Source organism: Pantoea alfalfae, assembly GCF_019880205.1.
Classification (GTDB): Bacteria; Pseudomonadota; Gammaproteobacteria; order Enterobacterales; family Enterobacteriaceae; genus Pantoea; species Pantoea alfalfae.
The window spans coordinates 1,734,238-1,755,113 of record NZ_CP082292.1; the positions used below are offsets into that span (position 1 = coordinate 1,734,238).

Here is a 20,876-nt window from a genome sequence, read left to right on the forward strand (position 1 = left end):
GTTCTTTTTGTGTAAAACACGCTCCGTTTGCCGTGACAGCGTTTCGTCCGGTTCAGTTAAAATGCCTGCCTTTTACTAACTAATTAATGTCATCCAGGAATTTAAGGCCTGACGGCATCCTTAACATGCGCTTTATCCGTTACGCTGGCGCCTTGTCGCATTTTCGATGTTTAAAAGGCGATGCTGGCTTAAATCATCGCCGCTGTTCATCTCCACAGCGTTTACACTGAAAGCAACGTCGCCTGGAATTTACCCTATGAAACGCAATCAGATTCTTACTTTAAGCCTGATACTGACCGCTAGTACTGGAAGCGCTGCGGCCAGCGTATGTGGGCCAGACAACACCGCCGTTTCCAGCAGTAATACCCTGATTTTGCTTGGCGGAAATGCGAAAGGCGCGGTGAAGCAGGTGATTGCAGGTGAATTTGGTAAAGATGTGAATTCGCAAAAGCGGGTGCTGGGACAGTTTGACGCCTGCGGCAATCTGACGGTGGCTGACGTCAGCTACGACAAAAGTGAACGCAACGTGATCCTCAGCATGGAGCAACACATCGCCCGGGTACAGGACGGCTGGGTGGCGGAATATGCGTATCTGGTAAAAGTGCTGAAAGAGGGCAGGGAAGTCGTGGTTGATAACCGGCAGGGAACGATTAACTGGCAGAAAGGCCAGCGTGGCACTATCACCAGCGCTTCCGACAGATTTACCAGCATGGGTAAAAGCGGCTTTACCGACACCACCTATCGGTATGATCGCCAGCTACGACTGGAGAAGAGTGTGGCACGTGGCAGCGATCCGCTGACCAACGGCGAGTTCCACTACCACTGGAACCCAAAAGGTCTGGTGACGCGCACCACCTCTGCCCGGGGGACCGACGAATACACCTACGATCACCAGTGGCGTGAAGTGCGGCTCAACGGCACTGCGACCACACCGCTTAGCACTATCCGGTCGGTCGATGAGTGTCAGTCCTGGGATGAGGTTGGCAACTGTACACTGAGCTATCTGCATGAAACCGAAATCTTTACGCGTGGCACCATTGAGCGCCATCTCAGTTCCGCCTACAAATATGAGTACTGGGACCAGCCTGCGGCAGAAGAGTAACAGGCGATCGGATGATCGCCTGTTGGCGGCTTATTTCACCATCTGACTAAAGGCATCCAGCGCCAGCAGGGCGTTGGCGATATCTTCCGGTGACAGATGAGGGTTGAGGTTTTTCAGCGTATCGCCCTCACTGTTCGCCAATGCCCCCACTTTCACCAGATTTTCCCAGCTTTCATTTTCCAGATGCATTTCACGCAACGTGGTCGGCATGTTGATGCTGCGATAGAAACGAATATAGCGCGCAATTTCCTCATCCGACCGCTGCTCAAGCACCATCTGCGTCAGTGTGCCGTAGGCGACTTTCTCGCCGTGGGTGAGATGATGGATATCGCCATCGATGGCGGTAAAACCATTGTGAATAGCGTGGGCGGCTGCCAGCCCGCCGTTTTCAAAGCCCAGCCCTGAAAGCAGCGTGTTCGCCTCAACCACCGCTTCCACTGCGGGCGTGACCCGTTTTTCGGTAACGGCGATGTATGCGCTGTATCCCCACTTAAGCAGTGTTTCTTCGCAGGCGCGGGCAATCGCCAGTCCGGCAAGGGTCGGATCGCCGCTGACCATCGATTTCGCATGGGAGCGCGCCACTGCCTGCGCTTCAACCCAGGTGGCCAGACCATCGGCAATGCCGGAGGCAAAGAGCCGCGCAGGTGCACTGGCGCAGACTGCCGTATCGACCAGCACCAAATCGGGATTTTTGCTGTAGAAGCGATAGCTCTCAAATACGCCGCTGTCAGAGTAGATGACTGATAGCGCACTACAGGGGGCATCGGTGGAGGCAATGGTCGGCACGATGGCCACCGGCTGTTTAAGTTCGTCCGCCACCGCCTTAACCGTGTCCAGCGTTTTGCCGCCGCCCAGCCCGACAATCACGTTACAGCCCTGGCTCTTCGCCAGCGCACTGAGACGGGTGATCTCATTACTGGATGCCTCGCCGTTAAACTGCTGCCAGCTGAATTTCACCCCGGCGGACTGCAATGTCTGTTGTGTGCGTTCGCCAATCAGCTTCCAGACAACGTCATCCGCCACCAGAAAGGCCTGATCGCCCAGTTCAGTCAGGTACGTTCCCAGCTCATCCAGCACACCTGCGCCCTGCACATATTTACGGGGTGATGAAAAAATAAATTTACTCATAATCACATCTCCTTAAAATGAATGGTTCGACCCGATCCAGCCTGGCACAATCCACTCAGAGTGGCAGTCGATTCCGCGCATGACTGCTCCATGGGCTGTTAAGCTGCCTGAACACCCCTTGCCGGGAGAAATAACGGAGAATCGTCATGAGCGCCACGCTCTTTTCATTTCTGTTTGCGATAACTATTCTGACACTCACACCTGGATTTGATACCGCGCTGGTGCTGCGAACCGCCATTGCACAGGGCTGGCAACGCGCCTGGGCGACAGCCCTTGGCGTAACGCTGGGTTGTCTGCTTTGGGGGATCGCAGTTGGGCTGGGGCTGGGCGCGCTGCTGATGGCCTCTGAAATCGCCTATAACCTGCTAAAGTGGATCGGTGCAGGCTGGCTGCTCTGTCTGGGCATAAAGCTGCTGCTTAAGCCGCGTCAGCAATCCGTGGGGACAGCTGAACAGCCTGCACATCAGCAGGGCTATCTGGCCTGCTTCAGTCGGGGATTAATGGGAAATCTGCTGAATCCGAAAATTGGCGTGTTTTACGTCACTTTTCTGCCACAGTTCATTCCGGCGGGGGCGTCCGTGACGCTCTGGTGCACACTGATGGCACTGGCGCACATGCTACTGGGGCTGTTCTGGAATGCGGTACTGATTGGCGGCAGCCACTATTTCGCCAGCCATCTGCGAAAACCGACGGTGCTGAAGGGGATGGATCGTCTGACCGGCTGTGTATTTATTGGATTTGCGGCGAAACTGGCGTTGTCTCGCCGCTAGGGTATTAAGGTTTGGTGGCGACCAGAACGGCGCGCAGAGGCGCCGGATAGCCTTCAACCGTTTTGCTGGGATCATCAGGGTCGAGGAATTCAGCCAGCGACTCGCTGGTCATCCAGTCGGTACGGCGCTGCTCTTCGGTGGTGGTCAGAGCAAAATCGACAATCCGCACATCGACAAAGCCGCTTTTCTCCAGCCAGCTTTTCAGCGCTTTCGCTGAAGGGATAAAGAACACATTGCGCATCTGTGCATAGCGTTCACCGGGCACCAGCACCTGATTCACATCGCCTTCAATCACCAGCGTTTCCAGCACCAGCTCGCCTCCGCTCACCAGCTGATTTTTTAGTTGTAGCAAGTGATCCAGCGGCGAACGACGGTGATAGAGAACACCCATCGAAAATACAGTATCAAACGCCTGTAACGCTGGGAGTTGCTCAATGCCCAGCGGCAGCATATGCGCACGGCGATCGTCATTCAGCAGCTTACGCACTGCTTCGAACTGCACCAGGAACAGCTGCATCGGATCGATGCCGACCACCAGGTGTGCGCCTGCGCCAATCATCCGCCACATGTGGTAACCGCTGCCACAGCCGACATCCAGTACTGTGCGGCCCGCCAGCGGGGAGATGTGCGGTATCACGCGTTCCCACTTCCAGTCAGATCGCCATTCTGTGTTGATGTGGGTGCCATAGAGGAAATAAGGCCCTTTGCGCCACGGCATCAGGTTACGCAGTAATTTCTCAATCCCCTCACGATGGCGGTCGCTGATGTCATCGCGGTCGGCGGTGACGCTGTGCAGCAGGTCCAGTTTTTGCGGTTCCAGCAGCGGCAGATACTCCAGCGACTTGTACCAGTCACGAAAGTGCCCGTGCAGGTTTTCACGCTGCCACTCACTGATTTGCGCCGGTAAGACTTCCAGCCACTTCGCCAGCGGGCCCACTGCAATTTGCTGATAAAAACGGCCAAAGTCGATCATTTCAACGCCACCAGAGATCCAAAATTAAAGCACTGGAACCAGAGTTCGGCGTGCGAGAACCCGGCCTGTTTCAGGCGGGCTTTATGCGCTTCAACGCTGTCAGTCAGCATCACATTTTCCAGCATGCTGCGTTTCTGGCTGATTTCCAGTTCGCTGTAGCCGTTGGCGCGCTTGAAGTCGTGATGCATGTTAAACAGCAGCTCACCGACCTCGGCATCTTCAAAGCTGAACTTCTCCGACAGCACCAGCGCGCCGCCGGGTTTCAGTCCCTGCCAGATCTTTTCCAGCAGCGCCAGACGCGCAGGCGGCTCAAGAAACTGCAGCGTGAAGTTGAGTACCACCAGCGAGGCGTTTTCAATCTCAATGTCGCGGATATCCGCTTCCAGCACCGTGACCGGTGTGTCCGCGCGAAACGCATCAAGATGGCGACGACAGCGCTCCACCATCGCCGGGGAGTTATCCACCGCGATGATCTGGCAACCCGGCACATGAATATTGCGACGCACCGAAAGGGTGGCCGCACCCAGCGAGCAGCCCAGGTCATAGACCCTGCTGTCCGGAGTCACAAAACGTTCTGCCAGCATGCCAATCATCGAAATGATGTTGGAATAGCCGGGCACCGAGCGCTGAATCATGTCAGGAAAGACTTCAGCTACACGCTCGTCAAAAGTCCAGTCGCCCAGTTTTGCAATGGGCGCTGAGAAGAGTTGATCGCGGTCAGACATATCGAAAATCCGAAGAGACGACGGAAAGGGCGCTATTCTCGCAGAAAGTGGGGCGGGCTGCACCCCTTAACCCAGGCTGGCTTAATGGAACGTCAGGACCAGTTCCCACGGCATATAAATCAGGTTGAAAATCACCATGCCACACAGTGAAAACAGCGTCAGGAGCATGCCATATTTACGGCCCGCCATGGCGCTGCTGCGCAATCCCCATGCGTGCAGCAGGCGGCTGATAAAGAACAGCAGGCCGGTGAGATGCACCATCCAGATATCGGCGCCGTTCATCTCCATCATCACCAGCAGAAACAGCGCCAGTGGAATGGTTTCGATGGCATTGCCATGAATGCGGATCGCCATTTTCAGGTCGTGATAGCCGCCATCGCCATACGCCACCCGGTAGAACCGACGGTAACGCACCACGTCCAGCGTGAATTTCATTATCAGCAATGCCCCTATCACCACATATAACGCGCTAACCATAGCCACTCCCGCGACTGTCCATAATGATTCGATTCTAACGGGCGCACAGCCCGCTGTCCTGTAACGCAATCAAAACAGTGACGTCTGTTGCGGCCAGTCGGGTCCGTTACCAATAGCCGGATCGATCTCCTGCAACTGCGGCCAGAGTGCCTGCACCAGCGGAAAGACCTGACCCATATCGGGCGTGTGCAGAAACAGCATGGCGTCGCCCTGTCGCTGCCACTCAGCCAGCTTAGTACGCCAGATCTGGAACAGCGGCACGCTCTCGTCCACGCTGTCGCTGCCGATAAACCGCACCATCGGCTGCGAGCCAGTTCGCAGGGCATGCGGCGGCACTCTCGGCTTCTGCGAACGCGCGACCAGCGCCGCCGGGCTTTGCGAGGTGGAGGCGTGAACCGGACGGCTGTCGAGGATTACACGATTGATGCCACGGGTCAGCAGGCCCCGATTCAATGACCGTTCCGCCTCGCCCTTGGCAAAGAAAGCCGGATGACGCACTTCAACGCCATAGTGAAAACGGCGCGGCAGACTATCCAGAAAACGCCACAGGTCGTTGAGCTGTGCCGGGGAGAAGCTGGCGGGCAGCTGCAGCCAGTACTGACCGATGCGATCGGCCAGCGGCTCCATCAGGCGCAGAAAATCGGTCAGCAGATCATCGCTATGCTGCAGCGCCGCCTGATGGCTGATGGTGTTGGGAAATTTAAAGCAGAAGCGAAATGCATCGTGGGTCATGTCGCGCCAGCGCATCACCGTTTCAGCATTCGGCAGCGCATAGAGGGTGGTATTTCCCTCTACGCAGTGAAAGTAGCGGGCATAGTCCGCCAGGCTTTCGATACCCCAGCGTTTCCAGTGTGAATGCTGCCACTGGGGCAGGCCAATACGAAGTGTCACGCGCGCTCCTGGCTGCAGGTTAAGTGATCTCATTATCCGCTATGGTCAGGCTGAGGGGCAAATGCACACAGGAAATCGGTGCTTTGGCGCTGATCTGCTTATCCTGTCTGGCTTTTTCCATTATAATGGCCGCCATTTTTGCGACAGCATCGCATCAGGTAACGCGGCCGGATGCTGTCAGCTGCAGCGGCGAAGTTAAAAGGATAGTGTTATGCGTACAGAATATTGCGGACAGCTCAATCTGTCTCATGTGGGTCAGCAAGTCACGCTTTGCGGCTGGGTAAACCGCCGTCGCGATCTGGGCAGTTTGATTTTTATCGACATGCGCGACCGTGAAGGCATCGTGCAGGTATTTTTTGATCCCGATCGTCAGGACGCATTTAAGCTGGCTTCTGAACTGCGTAACGAATTCTGCATCCAGATCACCGGTACTGTGCGCGCACGCGATGAGAAGAACAAAAACAGCGACATGGCGACCGGCGAAGTCGAAGTGTTTGCCCAGGCGCTGACCATTATCAACCGCTCTGAGCCACTGCCGCTGGACTCCAACCAGACCAACAGCGAAGAAGCGCGCCTGAAATACCGCTACCTGGATCTGCGTCGCCCTGAGATGGTGACGCGTTTGAAAACCCGCGCAAAAATCACCAGCTTTGTCCGTCGCTTTATGGATGACGAAGGGTTCCTGGATATCGAAACCCCGATGCTGACCAAGGCGACGCCAGAAGGCGCGCGCGACTATCTGGTGCCAAGCCGGGTTCACAAAGGCAAATTCTATGCGCTGCCGCAGTCACCACAGCTGTTCAAACAGCTGCTGATGATGTCCGGCTTTGACCGCTACTATCAGATCGTAAAATGCTTCCGCGATGAAGATTTACGTGCCGATCGTCAGCCAGAGTTTACCCAGATCGACGTAGAAACCTCCTTTATGACTGCGCCACAGGTGCGCGAAATCATGGAGCGTTTAATCCGCAATCTGTGGCAGGACGTGCAGGGCATAGATCTCGGTGCGTTCCCGCAGATGACCTTTGCGGAAGCGATGCATCGCTACGGTTCCGATAAGCCGGATCTGCGTAACCCGATGGAGCTGGTGGACGTTGGCGACCTGCTGAAAAACGTGGAGTTCCAGGTCTTCTCTGGCCCGGCTAACGACGAAAAAGGCCGTGTTGCCGCGCTGCGTGTACCGACGGGTGCGCAGCTGAGCCGTAAGCAGATTGATGAATATGGCAAATTCGTGGAGATTTACGGCGCGAAAGGGCTGGCGTGGATGAAGGTTAACGTCCGTGCAGATGGCCTGGAAGGCGTGCAGAGTCCGGTTGCCAAGTTCCTGAATGCAGAGATCGTTGAAGGCATTCTGAGCCGTACCGGCGCGCAGGATGGCGACATTATCTTCTTTGGTGCTGACCGCGCCAAAGTGGTCGCTGACGCACTGGGTGCGCTTCGCCTGAAAGTGGGCCGCGAGCTGAACATCACCGATGAGAACGCCTGGGCACCGCTGTGGGTGATCGACTTCCCGATGTTCGAAGAGGACGAGGAAGGCGGTCTGGCCGCCATGCACCATCCGTTCACTGCGCCAAAAGAGATGAGCGCAGAAGAACTGGCAGCCGACCCGACACGTGCCGTGGCGAATGCTTATGACATGGTGATCAACGGTTATGAAGTTGGCGGCGGTTCAGTGCGTATCCACAACGGCAAAATGCAGCAGACGGTGTTCAGCATTCTGGGTATTGAAGAGCATGAGCAGCGCGAGAAGTTTGGCTTCCTGCTGGATGCGCTGAAGTTCGGTACACCACCGCATGCAGGCCTGGCTTTTGGTCTGGATCGCCTGACCATGCTGCTGACCGGCACCGACAACATTCGTGACGTTATCGCGTTCCCGAAAACCACGGCGGCAGCCTGCATGATGACCGAAGCGCCAAGCGAAGCGAACCCGGCTTCTCTGCTGGAGCTTGGCATCCAGGTGGTTAAAAAAGAAAAGCCTGAGAATAAATAATGGGCTATAAACACCCGGTTTCAGTGCTGGTCGTCATTTCGGCGCGCGATACTGGCCGGGTGCTGATGCTGCAGCGGCGTGACGATCCCACGTTCTGGCAGTCGGTGACCGGCAGCCTGGAAGCGGGAGAGTCACCGCTGACAACCGCGTGTCGTGAGGTGCATGAAGAGGTCGGCATTAACGTGCTGGCTGAGCAGCTGGAAATAGAGGATTGTCAGCGTCAGATTGATTTTGAAATCTTCCCCCATTTCCGCCATCGCTATGCGCCGGATGTTACCCATAATCACGAGCACTGGTTTCGCCTGCAATTGCCGGAAGAGCGTAATATCACGCTGACCGAGCATCTGGCGTTTCGCTGGCTGGCACCCGCTGACGCTGCAGCATTAACCCGATCATGGAGTAATCGCCAGGCAATTGAAGAATTTATCTGAATGCTCGCCATCGCCCGGTATTCCGGCGGCGGATAGATTAAATTTTATGAATCTGGTGAGTTTTAACAGGACTACACCAACCTATTGAACAGTCAGGCGTCATCCTCGCCACGAAATTGTTCACCGTCAGCGCGAATCCCCTGCGTACACAGATACGTGAGGATAACGCGTAACGCTCGCCTCTCAGGGCCGTCAGGTTGTCACTTACCTGGCTGAGCACCGACGGTAAATAAGCTCGCAGCCAGGAGAGTCTGCACCCTGTAAAAGATCGGAGAATATTTAACATGGCAGGACACAGTAAGTGGGCAAATACCAAACACCGTAAGGCGGCGCAGGATGCCAAGCGCGGCAAAATTTTTACCAAAATCATTCGTGAACTGGTGACGGCGGCCAAGCTGGGTGGTGGCGATCCGGGTTCCAACCCGCGTCTGCGTGCAGCGATGGATAAAGCGCTGGCCAACAACATGACCCGTGACACCATGGATCGCGCCATCGCGCGCGGGGTGGGCGGCGATGACAACGCCAACATGGAGACCATCATTTATGAGGGTTACGGTCCTGGCGGCTCAGCCATCATGATTGAATGCCTGAGTGATAACCGTAACCGTACCGTAGGCGAAGTGCGTCACGCCTTCACCAAAACAGGCGGCAACCTGGGCACCGACGGTTCCGTGGCGTACCTGTTCAACAAAAAAGGTGTGATCTCCTTCGCGCCAGGTCAGGATGAAGACGCGGTGATGGAAGCCGCACTGGAAGCGGGCGGCGAAGACATCGTCACCTATGACGACGGCGCGATTGATGTCTTTACCGCATGGGAAGAGATGGGCACCGTGCGTGATGCACTGGAAGCCGCTGGCCTGAAAGCGGATACCGCAGAAGTGGCAATGATCCCGACCACCAAAGCGGAAATGGATGCAGAAACCGCACCAAAACTGCTGCGTCTGATCGACATGCTGGAAGATTGCGATGATGTGCAGGAGGTTTATCACAACGGTGAGATCTCCGACGAGGTGGCGGAAACGCTGTAATGGCGGTTGTCACCCTGTTAACCGGAGAGGCGTAATGTCGATTATTCTGGGTATCGATCCCGGCTCACGCATCACCGGTTATGGTGTTATTCGTCAGACCGGCCGCCAGCTCACGTATCTGGGCAGCGGCTGTATCCGCACCAATACCACCGAATTGCCCGCCCGCCTGAAGCTGATTTATGCGGGCGTCTGTGAAATCATCACGCAGTTTTCACCCGATTTCTTCGCCATTGAACAGGTGTTTATGGCGAAGAATGCAGACTCCGCGCTGAAGCTCGGCCAGGCGCGCGGTGCCGCGATTGTTGCTGCGGTAAACCACGATCTGCCCGTGTTTGAGTATGCTGCCCGTCAGGTAAAACAGACTGTAGTTGGCATCGGTAGCGCCGAGAAAAGTCAGGTGCAGCATATGGTGCGAACCCTGCTGAAGCTGCCAGCAAACCCGCAGGCGGATGCTGCCGATGCGCTGGCGATAGCCATTACTCACTGTCATGTGGCGCAGAACGCCGCTCGCATGAGTGACAGCAAGCTGGTGCTGACGCGCGGACGGTTGCGCTCAGGTTAGGGCATGGCACAGAACAGACACTCAGGCTGGATATTCATCCAGCCTTTTTTATGTTATAAAATCCGCCACATTCGTTAGTTAAGGAAGCATTCAGGTGATAGGTCGTTTACGGGGCAACATTCTGGAAAAGCAGCCGCCACTGGTGCTGCTTGAGGCACACGGCGTCGGCTATGAAATTTACATGCCCATGACCTGTTTTTATGAGTTGCCTGAACTTCAGCACGAAGCGGTTATTTTTACCCACTTTGTCGTGCGTGAAGATGCTCAGCTGCTGTTTGGTTTTAACAGCAAGCAGGAGCGCGCGCTGTTTCGTGAGCTGATAAAAGTGAATGGCGTCGGACCCAAGCTGGCGCTGGCGATCCTCTCCGGCATGTCGGCGCAGCAATTTGTGACCGCTGTTGAGAAAGAAGAGATCGCGTCACTGGTGAAACTGCCTGGCGTAGGTAAAAAGACCGCTGAGCGTCTGGTAGTCGAGATGAAGGACCGCTTCAAAGGGATGCACGGCGACCTGTTTGGCGGCGATTCGGCCTTTACGCTCACCACGCCGAGCGCCGAGCCGGAAACCAACGATGCGGAATCTGAAGCGGTTGCAGCACTGGTATCACTGGGTTATAAACCGCAGGAAGCGAGCCGTATGATCAGTAAAGTCGGTCGACCGGATGCGGATTGTGAAACCCTGATCCGTGAAGCGCTCCGCGCCGCCATTTGAGGTAAGTCATGATAGAAGCCGACCGCCTGGTCTCCGCTGCCAGCATTAACGAAGAAGAGATAATCGACCGCGCCATTCGTCCGAAGATGCTGACCGAGTATGTCGGTCAGCCACAGGTGCGTGAGCAGATGGAGATTTTCATCAAAGCCGCACAGCTGCGTGGCGATGCGCTGGATCATCTGCTGATCTTCGGTCCGCCAGGTCTGGGGAAAACCACGCTGGCGAACATCGTGGCCAACGAGATGGGCGTGAACCTGCGTACCACATCGGGTCCGGTGCTGGAGAAGGCGGGCGATCTGGCGGCGATGCTGACCAACCTTGAACCCCATGACGTGCTGTTTATCGATGAGATCCATCGCCTGTCACCGGTGGTGGAAGAAGTGCTCTATCCGGCAATGGAAGATTATCAGCTCGATATCATGATCGGTGAAGGCCCGGCGGCGCGTTCGATCAAGCTCGATCTGCCGCCGTTCACCCTGATTGGTGCCACCACGCGTGCAGGCTCACTGACCTCGCCGCTGCGTGATCGTTTTGGCATTGTGCAGCGTCTGGAGTTTTATCAGGTTAAAGATCTGCAGCACATCGTAGGACGCAGTGCCGCCTGTCTGGGACTGGCGCTGAGTGACGAAGGGGCATTAGAGATCGCTCGTCGTGCACGCGGCACCCCGCGTATCGCTAATCGCCTGCTGCGCCGGGTACGTGACTTCGCTGAAGTTCGGGCGAATGGTGATATGAGCGGTGAGGTCTCCTGCAGTGCGCTGGATATGCTTAACGTCGACAGCGAAGGGTTCGATTATATGGACCGTAAACTGCTGCTGGCGATCATCGACAAGTTTATGGGTGGGCCGGTAGGGCTGGATAACCTGGCTGCGGCGATTGGTGAAGAGCGTGAAACCATCGAAGATGTGATTGAACCCTTCCTGATTCAGCAGGGCTTCATTCAGCGCACACCGCGTGGCCGTCTGGCCACGCAGCATGCTTATCGTCACTTCGGCATTACGCGCGAAGAGTAATTACACAGCCGGTTTGCGCACCATGCTGAAGATAAACAGGATGGCGGCACAGAGCACCACTGACGGCCCGGCAGGCGTGTCGTAAAACGCCGAGAAGGTCAGACCGCCAGTGACGGCGATCACGCCGATGACCACCGCGACGGCCGCCATGCCTTCCGGCGAGCGCACAAAACGGCGTGCGGTAGCAGCCGGAATAATCAGCAGTGAGGTGATGATCAGCGCACCCACAAACTTCATCGCCACGCCAATCGTCAGCGCCGTGACCAGCATAAGAATCAGCCGGGTACGCTGGATGTTGACGCCATCGACCTGCGCCAGTTCCGGGCTGATGGTCATGGACAGCAGCGACCGCCACTGCCACGCCATCACCAGCAGCACAATCACCACGCCGCCACCCATCATCCAGAGATCGTCTGGCGTCACCGCCAGCAGATCGCCAAACAGATACGCCATCAGATCGACGCGCACATTCTTCATCAGGCTGACGACGACCAGGCCCAGCGACAGCGCGCTGTGCGCCATAATGCCCAGCAGGGTATCGATAGCCAGATGCGGACGACGCTCCAGCCAGACCAGTCCCAGTGCCAGGCAGACCGTCACCAGAATCACCGCATAGTAGGGGTTCACGTTCAGCAGCAGGCCAAAGGCTACGCCGAGCAGAGACGCGTGCGCCAGGGTATCGCCAAAGTAGGACATCTTACGCCAGACGACGAACGAACCCAGCGGACCGGCAGCCAGCGCTAACATCACACCGCCTATCCAGCCCGGTAATAACAACTCAATCATGATGAACCCTGTCCTTTGCGTAAAACGATACGTCCCTGAAGGTCGTGACGATGATTATGATGATGACGGTAGATCGCCAGCTCCTGCGCGCCACGCGGGCCAAACATCGCGATAAATTCGGGATGCTGCGAGACGGCTTCCGGCGTGCCGGAACAGCAGATATGGTGGTTGAGGCACAACACTTCGTCGGTTTTTGCCATCACCAGATGCAGATCGTGGGAAACCATCAGCACACCGCAGTTCAGTTCCACACGTAACTGATTGATCAGGTCATACAGGGCAACCTGACCGTTCACGTCCACTCCCTGCGTCGGTTCATCCAGCACCAGCAACTGAGGCTGGTTCAGAAGGGCGCGCGCCAGCAACACACGCTGAGTTTCACCGCCGGACAGCTTCTGCAGCGGAGAGTTGAGCAGATGGCCTGCCTGCACTCGTTTCAGTGCCGGCATAATCTCCGCGTGTTTGCTGCCACGGGTCAGACGCATAAAGCGCTCAACCGTGACCGGCAGGGTAGGATCGATGTGGAGCTTCTGTGGCACGTAGCCGATACGCAGAGCAGGATCACGCTGAACCGAACCGGTTGTAGGGGCGAGCAGGCCAAGCACCACACGCACCAGCGTAGATTTTCCGGCACCGTTGGGACCCAGCAGGGTCAGGATGCGGCCAGGCTGCAACGCCAGGCTGACGCCTGATAACACATTGCGCTGGTTAAATTTTATGGAAACGTTATCGAGTGTGACAAGTGAGGTCATAGTATTTACAGGTTGCACAGAATTTCGAATGTTATAATATCACATTCCACCTCATGGTCACGATGGAATGACGCAATATGTTACATAATAAAAAGGGCACAATTTTCGCCCTGACTGCTTTATCTGTTTCAGCTTTGTTAACCCTTCCTGCCCAGGCGAATGTCGTGGCTTCACTCAAACCGGTAGGTTTTATCGCCGCAGCTATTGCTGATGGCGTTACACCGGTCGAGGTGCTGCTGCCAGACGGCGCGTCCGAACACGATTATGCCCTGCGGCCATCTGATGCAAAACGCTTAAAAAACGCGGACTTAGTTGTCTGGGTCGGGCCAGAAATGGAAGCCTTTATGGCAAAGTCTGCGGCTGAACTTCCGGCTCAAAAAAACCTCGCGATGGTGAACATCGACGGGGTAAAACCGTTATTGATTAGTGGTGGTGAAGATGAAGATGAACATGCAGCGGAAAAATCCGAAGATCAGGATGCTGAAGCCCATCATCACCATCACGGCGAGTTTAATATGCACCTGTGGTTGTCGCCAGAGATTGCGCGCAAAACCGCGGTTGCAATCCATGGAAAATTATTGGAACTTATGCCGCAAGATAAAGCCAAACTTGACGCCAACCTCCAGCAGTTTGAGGTAGCTTTGGCGGACACGGACAAACGCGTCAGCGCACAACTTGCTCCGGTCAGAAATAAAGGATATTTCGTTTTTCACGACGCTTACACGTACTTTGAAAAGCACTACGGTCTCTCGCCCGCCGGGCATTTTACCGTCAATCCTGAAATTCAACCGGGCGCTCAGCGTTTACACCAGATACGAACACAGTTGGTTGAGCAAAAGGCGGTCTGCGTCTTTGCTGAGCCACAATTCAGGCCAGCAGTCATCGATGCTGTCTCCCGCGGAACACAGGTGCGTAAAGGCACGCTTGATCCCCTGGGCACGGACATCAGCTTAGCCAAAGACAGCTATGTGAAATTCCTCTCACAACTGTCGAGCCAGTATGAAAGCTGCCTGAATGGAGCATGAGGAATAGGTAAAAGTGCAGCAGATAGCCCGCTCTGTCGCCCTCGCATTTAATAATTTGCCGCGCCCCCACCGCGTAATGCTGGGTTCTTTAACTGTAGTCACTCTGGCCGTCGCTGTCTGGCGGCCCTACGTTTATCATCCCACGGATGATGTGACGCCCATCGTTAAGAACATTGAACTGGATAAGAACACGCTTCGCACGCTGTTGCCGGAAGCCAGTGAGCCGATCGATCAAAGCACACCGGAACCGGACGAAGAGCTGCCTGCGGATGATGTCGACACCGACGCGCCCGAAACGGCAGGGGTGCATGACTACACCGTGTCATCTGGCGATACCCTGAGCAGTGCCCTTAATCAGTATGGCATCGACATCGGTGACATTAATGCGCTGGTGGTGAGCGATCGCGATCTGCGTAATCTGCAGGTCGGTCAGCAGCTTAGCTGGACGCTGGATGATGATGGCGGCCTGAAAACCCTGAGCTGGGAAATTTCCCGCCGTGAAACCCGCACCTATGAGCGCACCCCAGCGGGTGGCTTTAAGATGGATGCGGAGATGCAGAAGGGCGAATGGCGCAACAGCGTAATGCAGGGCGAAGTGCGTGGCAGTTTTGCCGCCAGCGCCCAGCGTGCAGGACTGAGCAGTGCCGAAGCCAGCGCGGTGATCAAAGCGATGCAGTGGCAGATGGACTTCCGTAAGCTGCGTGCCGGTGACCAGTTCAGCGTGCTGATGTCACGCGAAATGCTGGATGGTAAGAGTGCGCAGAGTCAGTTGCTGGGCGTGCGCCTGCGCAGCGGCGGTAAAGATTATTACGCATTCCGCGCGGAAGATGGCAAGTTCTACGATCGCAGCGGCTCGGGTCTGGCACGCGGCTTTATGCGCTTCCCGACGGTTAAGCAGTATCGTGTCTCTTCCAACTTTAATCCGCGTCGTCTTAACCCGGTAACCGGCCGCATTGCGCCGCACAAAGGCGTCGACTTTGCGCTGCCAATCGGTACGCCGGTGCTGGCAGTCGGTGATGGTGAGATTGTGGTAGCGAAGAACGGCGGAGCCGCGGGTAACTACGTCGCTATCCGCCATGGCCGTCAGTATATGACGCGCTATATGCACATGAAGAAAGTGCTGGTGAAACCAGGTCAGAAAGTGAAACGCGGCGACCGCATCGGACTGTCTGGCAACACCGGACGCTCCACTGGCCCGCATCTGCATTTCGAAATCTGGATCAATAACCAGGCGGTTAACCCATTAACGGCGAAGCTGCCGCGCATGGAAGGTCTGACCGGCAAAGATCGCAGCGATTACATGGCACAGGTTAAATCCTGGCTGCCCCAACTGGGTCTGAAGTAAGCGAATTTCGTCAAATCGCGCAAAAACCGACGGCTTCTCCGTCGGTTTTTTGCTATCTGGCGCAGGATGATTGCAAATTTTCAGGTCGTCACTATCATAAGCCGGTCATTGCTTGAGGCGAGTGCATGGAAACCCGTAAAAAAAATAACATTGAATTTATTCCCGTTTTTGAACGTTCTTTTCTCAAACCTAAGTACTGGGGCAGCTGGCTGGCAATAGGTGCGCTGGCGGGTCTGGCTTATTTACCGCCGAAAGTGCGCGATCCGCTGCTGGGCCGGTTAGGCCGGTTTGCCGGTAAGCTGGCAAAGGGCGCACGTCGCCGCGCGCTGATTAATCTCTATTATTGCCTGCCGGAACTCAGTGAAGCGCAGCGCGCCACGCTGGTCGATGAGATGTTTGCGACAGCGCCGCAGGCGATGACAATGATGACCGAGCTGGTGCTGCGCGATCCTGCGCGCATCCGGCAGCGCGTTGAGTGGCATGGTCGTGAAATCATCGACCAGATGAAAGCTGAGCAGCAGAATGTGATTTTCCTGGTGCCACACGGCTGGGCGGTGGATATTCCCGCCATGCTGCTGGCGTCAGAAGGCCAGAAGATGGCGGCCATGTTCCACAACCAGAGCGACCCGCTGCTGGACTATGCCTGGAATACGGCCCGTCGCCGCTATGGCGGCCGGATGCATGCCCGCAATGACGGGATTAAGCCGTTTATCAGTTCAGTACGTCAGGGTTACTGGGGCTACTATCTGCCCGATCAGGATCACGGTGCCGAGCACAGCGAATTTGTCGATTTCTTCGCTACCTATAAGGCGACGTTGCCTGCGGTAGGCCGGCTGATGAAGGTGTGTCGTGCCCGCGTGGTGCCGTTGTTCCCGGTTTATAACAGTGAAACGCATAAGCTTGAGATTTATGTGCGTCCGCCGATGGATGACCTGCTGGAGGCAGACGATCACCAGCTGGCTCGCCGGATGAATGAAGAGGTGGAAGTGTTTGTTCGCCCGCATCCAGAGCAGTACACGTGGATCCTTAAGCTGCTGAAGACCCGTAAAGAGGGTGACATCGAACCCTATTCGCGCAAAGAGCTTTATCCACGTAAATAGCAGTAAGGCCGCGAAAGCGGCCTTTTTTGATCCTGACGTTTGCGCCAGTCAACTGTGAAACGGAGCACGCTTAGGGCACAGTGTCAGATCGCAGATAACTGGCTCAGAGAGCATACGGCCTACGCAAAGACGCAAAACCACCATCCATGGCCCGCGATGCTTTGCTACAGGCGCATGCTCGCATCGCTTTGACTATGGTAGCCGTCTGAGAAAAGCGATTATGCAGGTTTTTTATAACGCTTCCAGCCTGCTGCGACGTTTACGCTCGCGCATAAACAGGGTGACGAGACCAAACCATAACACGCCACTGATAAAGTTGATCAGACAGAACCACAACGTGCCGCCGCTGAAGTAGCCACTTTTCGCCAGCTCAATCCCCACCGCCAGCGTCAGAATGCTAATCATTCCCAGCATGGCCGCCACGCTGCCTTTGCCTTCATCGCTGGCGTAGAGCGTCAGGCGATAGAGTCCGGCATTCACCATTCCCGCACCAAAAGCGTAGAGACTCAGGCCTGCCGTAATCAGCAGATAACCGTGACTGTTGAGCAGGCTTGCCACCAACGCCAGGCTCAGACCAATCAGAATCGGCCAGGCGGCGAACTTCACCGGCTGTTCAATCGGCACGCGTCCGGCCAGCTTACTCAGCGTCAGGTTACCGGCGATCATCGCCAGAAACACCGGCAATTGCAGCAGGGCATACTGCATGCGAGAAAGACCTTCGTCATGCATCAGGATCACCGGCGACAGAGCAACCCAGGTGAGGATCGGAATAAACACCAATCCGATAGCAAAAGATCCGAACATCACCAGACGGTCTTTCATTAGTCGGCCATAGTTGCGCGCCAGATTGGGCAGGGCAATGGAGTGACTGCGATCGCCGGCGGTTTCGGGCATCACACGCCACAACACCACAAACGCAACGAGGCTGCAGGCGGCAAACAGCCAGAACATACTGCGCCAGCTGCCCACGGTGAGCCAGGCGGCACCGGCCAATGGGCCTGCCAGCGGAGCCATCAGCGCGACGTTGGCCATCAGCGCCATCATGCGCACCGCCAGCGCCTCATCAAAGGCTTCCTGAATCGCGGCATAGCCGACTGCGCCAATAAAGCAGAGACTGATGCCCTGAATAAAGCGCAGGCTGACAAATTCTTCAATCGAACTGACCCAGTGCGTGAGCATACAGGCGACGGCAAAAAACAGAATGCCGGACAGCATCACGGGTCGCCGGCCAAACTTATCGGAGAGTGGACCCAGCAGCCATTGCAGCACCACGCCACCAATCAGGTAAGCGGTCAGCGACGTAGAAACCCATTCCGGGCCAACAGAAAACTCACTGGTGACGATCAGCATGCCGGGCTGAATCATGTCGTGAGCGATATAGGTCGCAAACTCGAACAGCACTAACGCCAGAGGAAAAAGTAAAATTCGGCCTGTAAGCTGGCTGATGGGCTGGAAACGGGGCATCTTGCCTCCTTGTCAGAAAAGAAAAACGCGACTGCCAGGCAGTCGCGTCGTTGATTCTACACCGACAATGTCAACGCGGGCGCAATTAATCCACGCGCAGCACACGAGTCGTATTGGTGGTGCCGGTGGCGCCCATTACATCACCCTGCGTCACGATGACCAGATCACCGGAAACCAGGAAACCTTTATCGCGCAGCAGGTTAACCGCGTCGTGTGCGGCCGCGACACCGTCGTTGTTACTGTCGAAGAACACCGGCGTCACACCGCGATAGAGCGCGGTAAGATTCAGCGTGCGCTCATGGCGCGACATCGCAAAAATCGGCAGGCCCGATGTGATACGTGAGGTCATCAGTGGAGTACGGCCCGACTCGGTCATGGTGATGATCGCGGTGACGCCCTGCAGATGGTTTGCGGCGTACATGGAAGACATGGCGATCGCTTCTTCGACGTTGTCGAACTGCACATCCAGACGGTGCTTGGAGACGTTGACGCTTGGGATTTTCTCCGCGCCCAGGCAGACCTTCGCCATCGCTGAGACGGTTTCCGCCGGATACTGACCCGCTGCGGTTTCCGCAGAGAGCATCACGGCATCGGTGCCATCCAGTACGGCGTTAGCCACGTCCATCACTTCTGCGCGAGTTGGCATCGGGTTCGTGATCATCGACTCCATCATCTGCGTCGCCGTAATGATGGTGCGGTTAAGCTGACGGGCACGACGAATCAATGCTTTCTGAATGCCGACCAGTTCCGGATCGCCAATCTCAACGCCCAGGTCGCCACGCGCAACCATCACCACGTCTGAGGCCAGAATGATGTCATCCATCGCTTCCTGACTGGCGACCGCTTCGGCACGTTCCACTTTAGCGACCAGCTTAGCGTCACAACCCGCTTCACGCGCCAGACGACGCGCCAGGTTCATATCTTCGCCACAGCGTGGGAAGGAGACAGCCAGATAATCGACGCGGATCTTAGCGGCGGTGATGATGTCTGCCTTGTCTTTTTCGGTCAGCGCTTCAGCTGACAGGCCGCCACCCAGCTTGTTAATGCCTTTGTTGTTCGACAGCGGGCCACCCACGGTGACCTCGGTGAAGACTTTCGTATCCTGAACTTCCAGCACCTTCAGCTGCACGCGACCATCATCCAGCAGCAGGATATCGCCCGGCACCACATCTTCAGGCAGACCTTTGTAGTCGATACCGACGCGCTCTTTATCGCCTTCGCCTTTACCCAGGCTCGCATCCAGCAGAAAACGGTCGCCAATATTCAGGAAAACTTTGCCTTCTTTGAAGGTCGAAACACGAATTTTTGGACCCTGGAGGTCACCAAGAATAGCCACGTGGCGGCCCAGCTTTGCGGCAATCTCACGCACTTTATCGGCACGTAGCTGATGGTCTTCTGCGGTGCCGTGAGAGAAGTTGAGTCGTACAACATTCGCACCGGCAGCGATGATTTTTTCGAGGTTATTATCACGATCGGTAGCCGGGCCGAGGGTTGTTACGATTTTGGTTCTTCTGAGACGTCTTGACATCGAGGACTCCGTAAACATTTAAGCGTGTCCGGGTCTGTGGACACAGCATGGTTATCTATTCTATATGATCGACGGGTTGTGATACGACTCACATTGTAAATGTGATGTTAATTTTTTTGCTGATCACTCTCTTCCCGAATGGTGTTCTTTTCGTAACGCGACGCTTTCAACGCCTCTTTCACGCGTTTCAGGTTTTCCCGGAAGGGAGCTCCCCGTTCCAGAGTAAAACCGGTCGCCAGCACATCGATCACGGTTAACTGCGCCAGGCGCGACACCATCGGCAAATAGACATCCGTATCTTCCGGTACATCAAGCACTAAAGCTATCGCTGCTTCATGGGCAAGGGGTGAATCGGGAGAGGTGATGGCAATAACGGTGGAACCGTTTACACGGGCCAGGCGAGCCAGTTCTACCATATTTTTTGTGCGTCCAGTATGCGAAATGAGAACAAAAACGTCACCGGCTCGACTATTTATGCAACTCATGCGCTGGATCACAATATCGTCCGACCAGATCACCGGCAGATTAAAGCGCAGAAATTTGGTAAAGGCATCATGCGCCACGACTGCGGACGCTCCCAGCCCGAAAAAGGCGAGTTTGTCGGCCTGCGCAAGCAGGGTGACGGCCTGTTGCAACTGCGTGCTGTTTAGTTGATCCCGTACACGCTGCAGTCCAGCCAGCGCCGAGTCGAAGATCTTGTGGCTGTAGTTCTCCACACTGTCGTCATCCTCCACGCCCCGGCTGACCCAACTGCTGCTTTTCACCAGACTCTGCGCCAGTTGCAGTTTAAAGTCAGGAAAGCCGCGTGCGCCAAGGTGATGGCAGAAGCGATTTACGGTGGGCTCACTCACGCCGGCAACGCCTGCCAGCGTCGCAATGCTGGAGTGCATTGCCGCCTGGGGTGCAGCCAGAATCTGCCGGGCGACTTTCTGTTCCGCTTTGCTCAGCGCAGCAAACTGCGCTTCAATTTTTTCCAGCATATTCATAAGCCGATAACCATTATCACTTTTATCAATTTCAATTATCACTGTCGCAGGAGGCGATTAACAGCGACTATATCGCGCCAGCACCCGGCGA

General features: G+C 55.9%; 21 protein-coding genes. 11 read left to right on the forward strand and 10 right to left on the reverse strand.

Going from position 1 to position 20,876, the window contains the following annotated elements; translation table 11 throughout:
* Positions 1 to 256: 256 nt before the first annotated feature.
* Positions 257 to 1,102 carry a hypothetical protein gene (locus K6R05_RS08045; RefSeq protein ID WP_161733138.1) on the forward strand — a complete coding sequence of 282 codons (846 nt, stop codon included), beginning with the start codon at positions 257 to 259 and terminating at the stop codon, positions 1,100 to 1,102.
* Between the two features lie 30 nt (positions 1,103 to 1,132).
* Here the strand turns inward: K6R05_RS08045 and K6R05_RS08050 are convergent, their stop codons facing one another.
* Positions 1,133 to 2,230, reverse strand: a complete 1,098-nt coding sequence (locus K6R05_RS08050) for a glycerol dehydrogenase (protein ID WP_222925370.1) — start codon at positions 2,228 to 2,230, stop codon at positions 1,133 to 1,135.
* Between the two features lie 146 nt (positions 2,231 to 2,376).
* Here K6R05_RS08050 and K6R05_RS08055 point away from each other — a divergent pair, with 146 nt between their 5' ends.
* On the forward strand, positions 2,377 to 3,000 hold the full coding sequence (locus K6R05_RS08055) for a LysE family translocator (protein WP_222925371.1): 624 nt from the start codon (positions 2,377 to 2,379) through the stop codon (positions 2,998 to 3,000).
* 4 nt (positions 3,001 to 3,004) lie between these two features.
* Here the strand turns inward: K6R05_RS08055 and cmoB are convergent, their stop codons facing one another.
* From cmoB to K6R05_RS08075, 4 genes are all read right to left on the reverse strand, one after another.
* On the reverse strand, positions 3,005 to 3,973 hold the full coding sequence (cmoB, locus tag K6R05_RS08060) for a tRNA 5-methoxyuridine(34)/uridine 5-oxyacetic acid(34) synthase CmoB (protein WP_222925372.1): 969 nt from the start codon (positions 3,971 to 3,973) through the stop codon (positions 3,005 to 3,007).
* Entirely contained in the window at positions 3,970 to 4,698 is a 729-nt protein-coding gene (cmoA, locus tag K6R05_RS08065) for a carboxy-S-adenosyl-L-methionine synthase CmoA (protein WP_222925373.1), read from the reverse strand. Before cmoA ends, cmoB begins: the two co-directional genes overlap by 4 nt.
* An 81-nt stretch (positions 4,699 to 4,779) precedes the next feature.
* Complete coding sequence (locus tag K6R05_RS08070) at positions 4,780 to 5,175, reverse strand: MAPEG family protein (RefSeq protein WP_161733130.1); 396 nt, start codon at positions 5,173 to 5,175, stop codon at positions 4,780 to 4,782.
* Between the two features lie 69 nt (positions 5,176 to 5,244).
* Positions 5,245 to 6,066, reverse strand: a complete 822-nt coding sequence (locus K6R05_RS08075; RefSeq protein WP_222925374.1) for a DUF72 domain-containing protein — start codon at positions 6,064 to 6,066, stop codon at positions 5,245 to 5,247.
* Positions 6,067 to 6,277: 211 nt separating this feature from the next.
* Between K6R05_RS08075 and aspS the strand changes: the two genes are divergently transcribed.
* From aspS to ruvB, 6 genes are all read left to right on the forward strand, one after another.
* On the forward strand, positions 6,278 to 8,056 hold the full coding sequence (gene aspS, locus K6R05_RS08080) for an aspartate--tRNA ligase (RefSeq protein WP_222925375.1): 1,779 nt from the start codon (positions 6,278 to 6,280) through the stop codon (positions 8,054 to 8,056).
* Positions 8,056 to 8,487 carry a dihydroneopterin triphosphate diphosphatase gene (nudB, locus tag K6R05_RS08085; RefSeq protein WP_161733124.1) on the forward strand — a complete coding sequence of 144 codons (432 nt, stop codon included), beginning with the start codon at positions 8,056 to 8,058 and terminating at the stop codon, positions 8,485 to 8,487. Before aspS ends, nudB begins: the two co-directional genes overlap by 1 nt.
* A 284-nt stretch (positions 8,488 to 8,771) precedes the next feature.
* A complete protein-coding gene (locus K6R05_RS08090; RefSeq protein ID WP_033732924.1) occupies positions 8,772 to 9,515 on the forward strand; it encodes a YebC/PmpR family DNA-binding transcriptional regulator in 744 nt (247 codons plus the stop codon).
* A 34-nt stretch (positions 9,516 to 9,549) separates the two neighbouring features.
* Positions 9,550 to 10,077 carry a crossover junction endodeoxyribonuclease RuvC gene (ruvC, locus tag K6R05_RS08095; RefSeq protein ID WP_003849205.1) on the forward strand — a complete coding sequence of 176 codons (528 nt, stop codon included), beginning with the start codon at positions 9,550 to 9,552 and terminating at the stop codon, positions 10,075 to 10,077.
* Between the two features lie 94 nt (positions 10,078 to 10,171).
* Positions 10,172 to 10,786 (forward strand): Holliday junction branch migration protein RuvA, encoded by a 615-nt coding sequence (ruvA, locus tag K6R05_RS08100; RefSeq protein WP_003849207.1) that lies wholly within the window; start codon positions 10,172 to 10,174, stop codon positions 10,784 to 10,786.
* An 8-nt stretch (positions 10,787 to 10,794) separates the two neighbouring features.
* On the forward strand, positions 10,795 to 11,799 hold the full coding sequence (ruvB, locus tag K6R05_RS08105; RefSeq protein WP_013358170.1) for a Holliday junction branch migration DNA helicase RuvB: 1,005 nt from the start codon (positions 10,795 to 10,797) through the stop codon (positions 11,797 to 11,799).
* On the opposite strand, the gene znuB is transcribed toward ruvB, so the two are convergent.
* Positions 11,800 to 12,585: a zinc ABC transporter permease subunit ZnuB gene (znuB, locus tag K6R05_RS08110; RefSeq protein ID WP_098050283.1), complete on the reverse strand. Its 786-nt coding sequence runs from the start codon at positions 12,583 to 12,585 to the stop codon at positions 11,800 to 11,802.
* Positions 12,582 to 13,337: a zinc ABC transporter ATP-binding protein ZnuC gene (gene znuC / locus K6R05_RS08115; RefSeq protein ID WP_013358168.1), complete on the reverse strand. Its 756-nt coding sequence runs from the start codon at positions 13,335 to 13,337 to the stop codon at positions 12,582 to 12,584. Before znuC ends, znuB begins: the two co-directional genes overlap by 4 nt.
* Before the next feature lie 77 nt (positions 13,338 to 13,414).
* On the opposite strand from znuC, the gene znuA reads away from it, so the two are divergent.
* The 3 genes from znuA (at position 13,415) to lpxM (ending at position 16,807) form a co-directional block, all read left to right on the forward strand.
* Positions 13,415 to 14,362 (forward strand): zinc ABC transporter substrate-binding protein ZnuA, encoded by a 948-nt coding sequence (gene znuA, locus K6R05_RS08120; protein WP_095707041.1) that lies wholly within the window; start codon positions 13,415 to 13,417, stop codon positions 14,360 to 14,362.
* A 13-nt stretch (positions 14,363 to 14,375) separates the two neighbouring features.
* On the forward strand, positions 14,376 to 15,707 hold the full coding sequence (mepM, locus tag K6R05_RS08125; RefSeq protein ID WP_161733122.1) for a murein DD-endopeptidase MepM: 1,332 nt from the start codon (positions 14,376 to 14,378) through the stop codon (positions 15,705 to 15,707).
* A gap of 125 nt (positions 15,708 to 15,832) precedes the next feature.
* A complete protein-coding gene (gene lpxM / locus K6R05_RS08130) occupies positions 15,833 to 16,807 on the forward strand; it encodes a lauroyl-Kdo(2)-lipid IV(A) myristoyltransferase (protein WP_222925376.1) in 975 nt (324 codons plus the stop codon).
* A 231-nt stretch (positions 16,808 to 17,038) separates the two neighbouring features.
* Here lpxM and K6R05_RS08135 read toward each other — a convergent pair whose 3' ends face one another.
* From K6R05_RS08135 to K6R05_RS08145, 3 genes are all read right to left on the reverse strand, one after another.
* Positions 17,039 to 18,271 (reverse strand): MFS transporter, encoded by a 1,233-nt coding sequence (locus K6R05_RS08135; RefSeq protein WP_161733118.1) that lies wholly within the window; start codon positions 18,269 to 18,271, stop codon positions 17,039 to 17,041.
* A gap of 85 nt (positions 18,272 to 18,356) precedes the next feature.
* Positions 18,357 to 19,799: a pyruvate kinase gene (gene pyk / locus K6R05_RS08140; protein WP_161733116.1), complete on the reverse strand. Its 1,443-nt coding sequence runs from the start codon at positions 19,797 to 19,799 to the stop codon at positions 18,357 to 18,359.
* A gap of 107 nt (positions 19,800 to 19,906) precedes the next feature.
* A complete protein-coding gene (locus tag K6R05_RS08145; protein WP_202604894.1) occupies positions 19,907 to 20,785 on the reverse strand; it encodes a MurR/RpiR family transcriptional regulator in 879 nt (292 codons plus the stop codon).
* Positions 20,786 to 20,876: the final 91 nt, after the last annotated feature.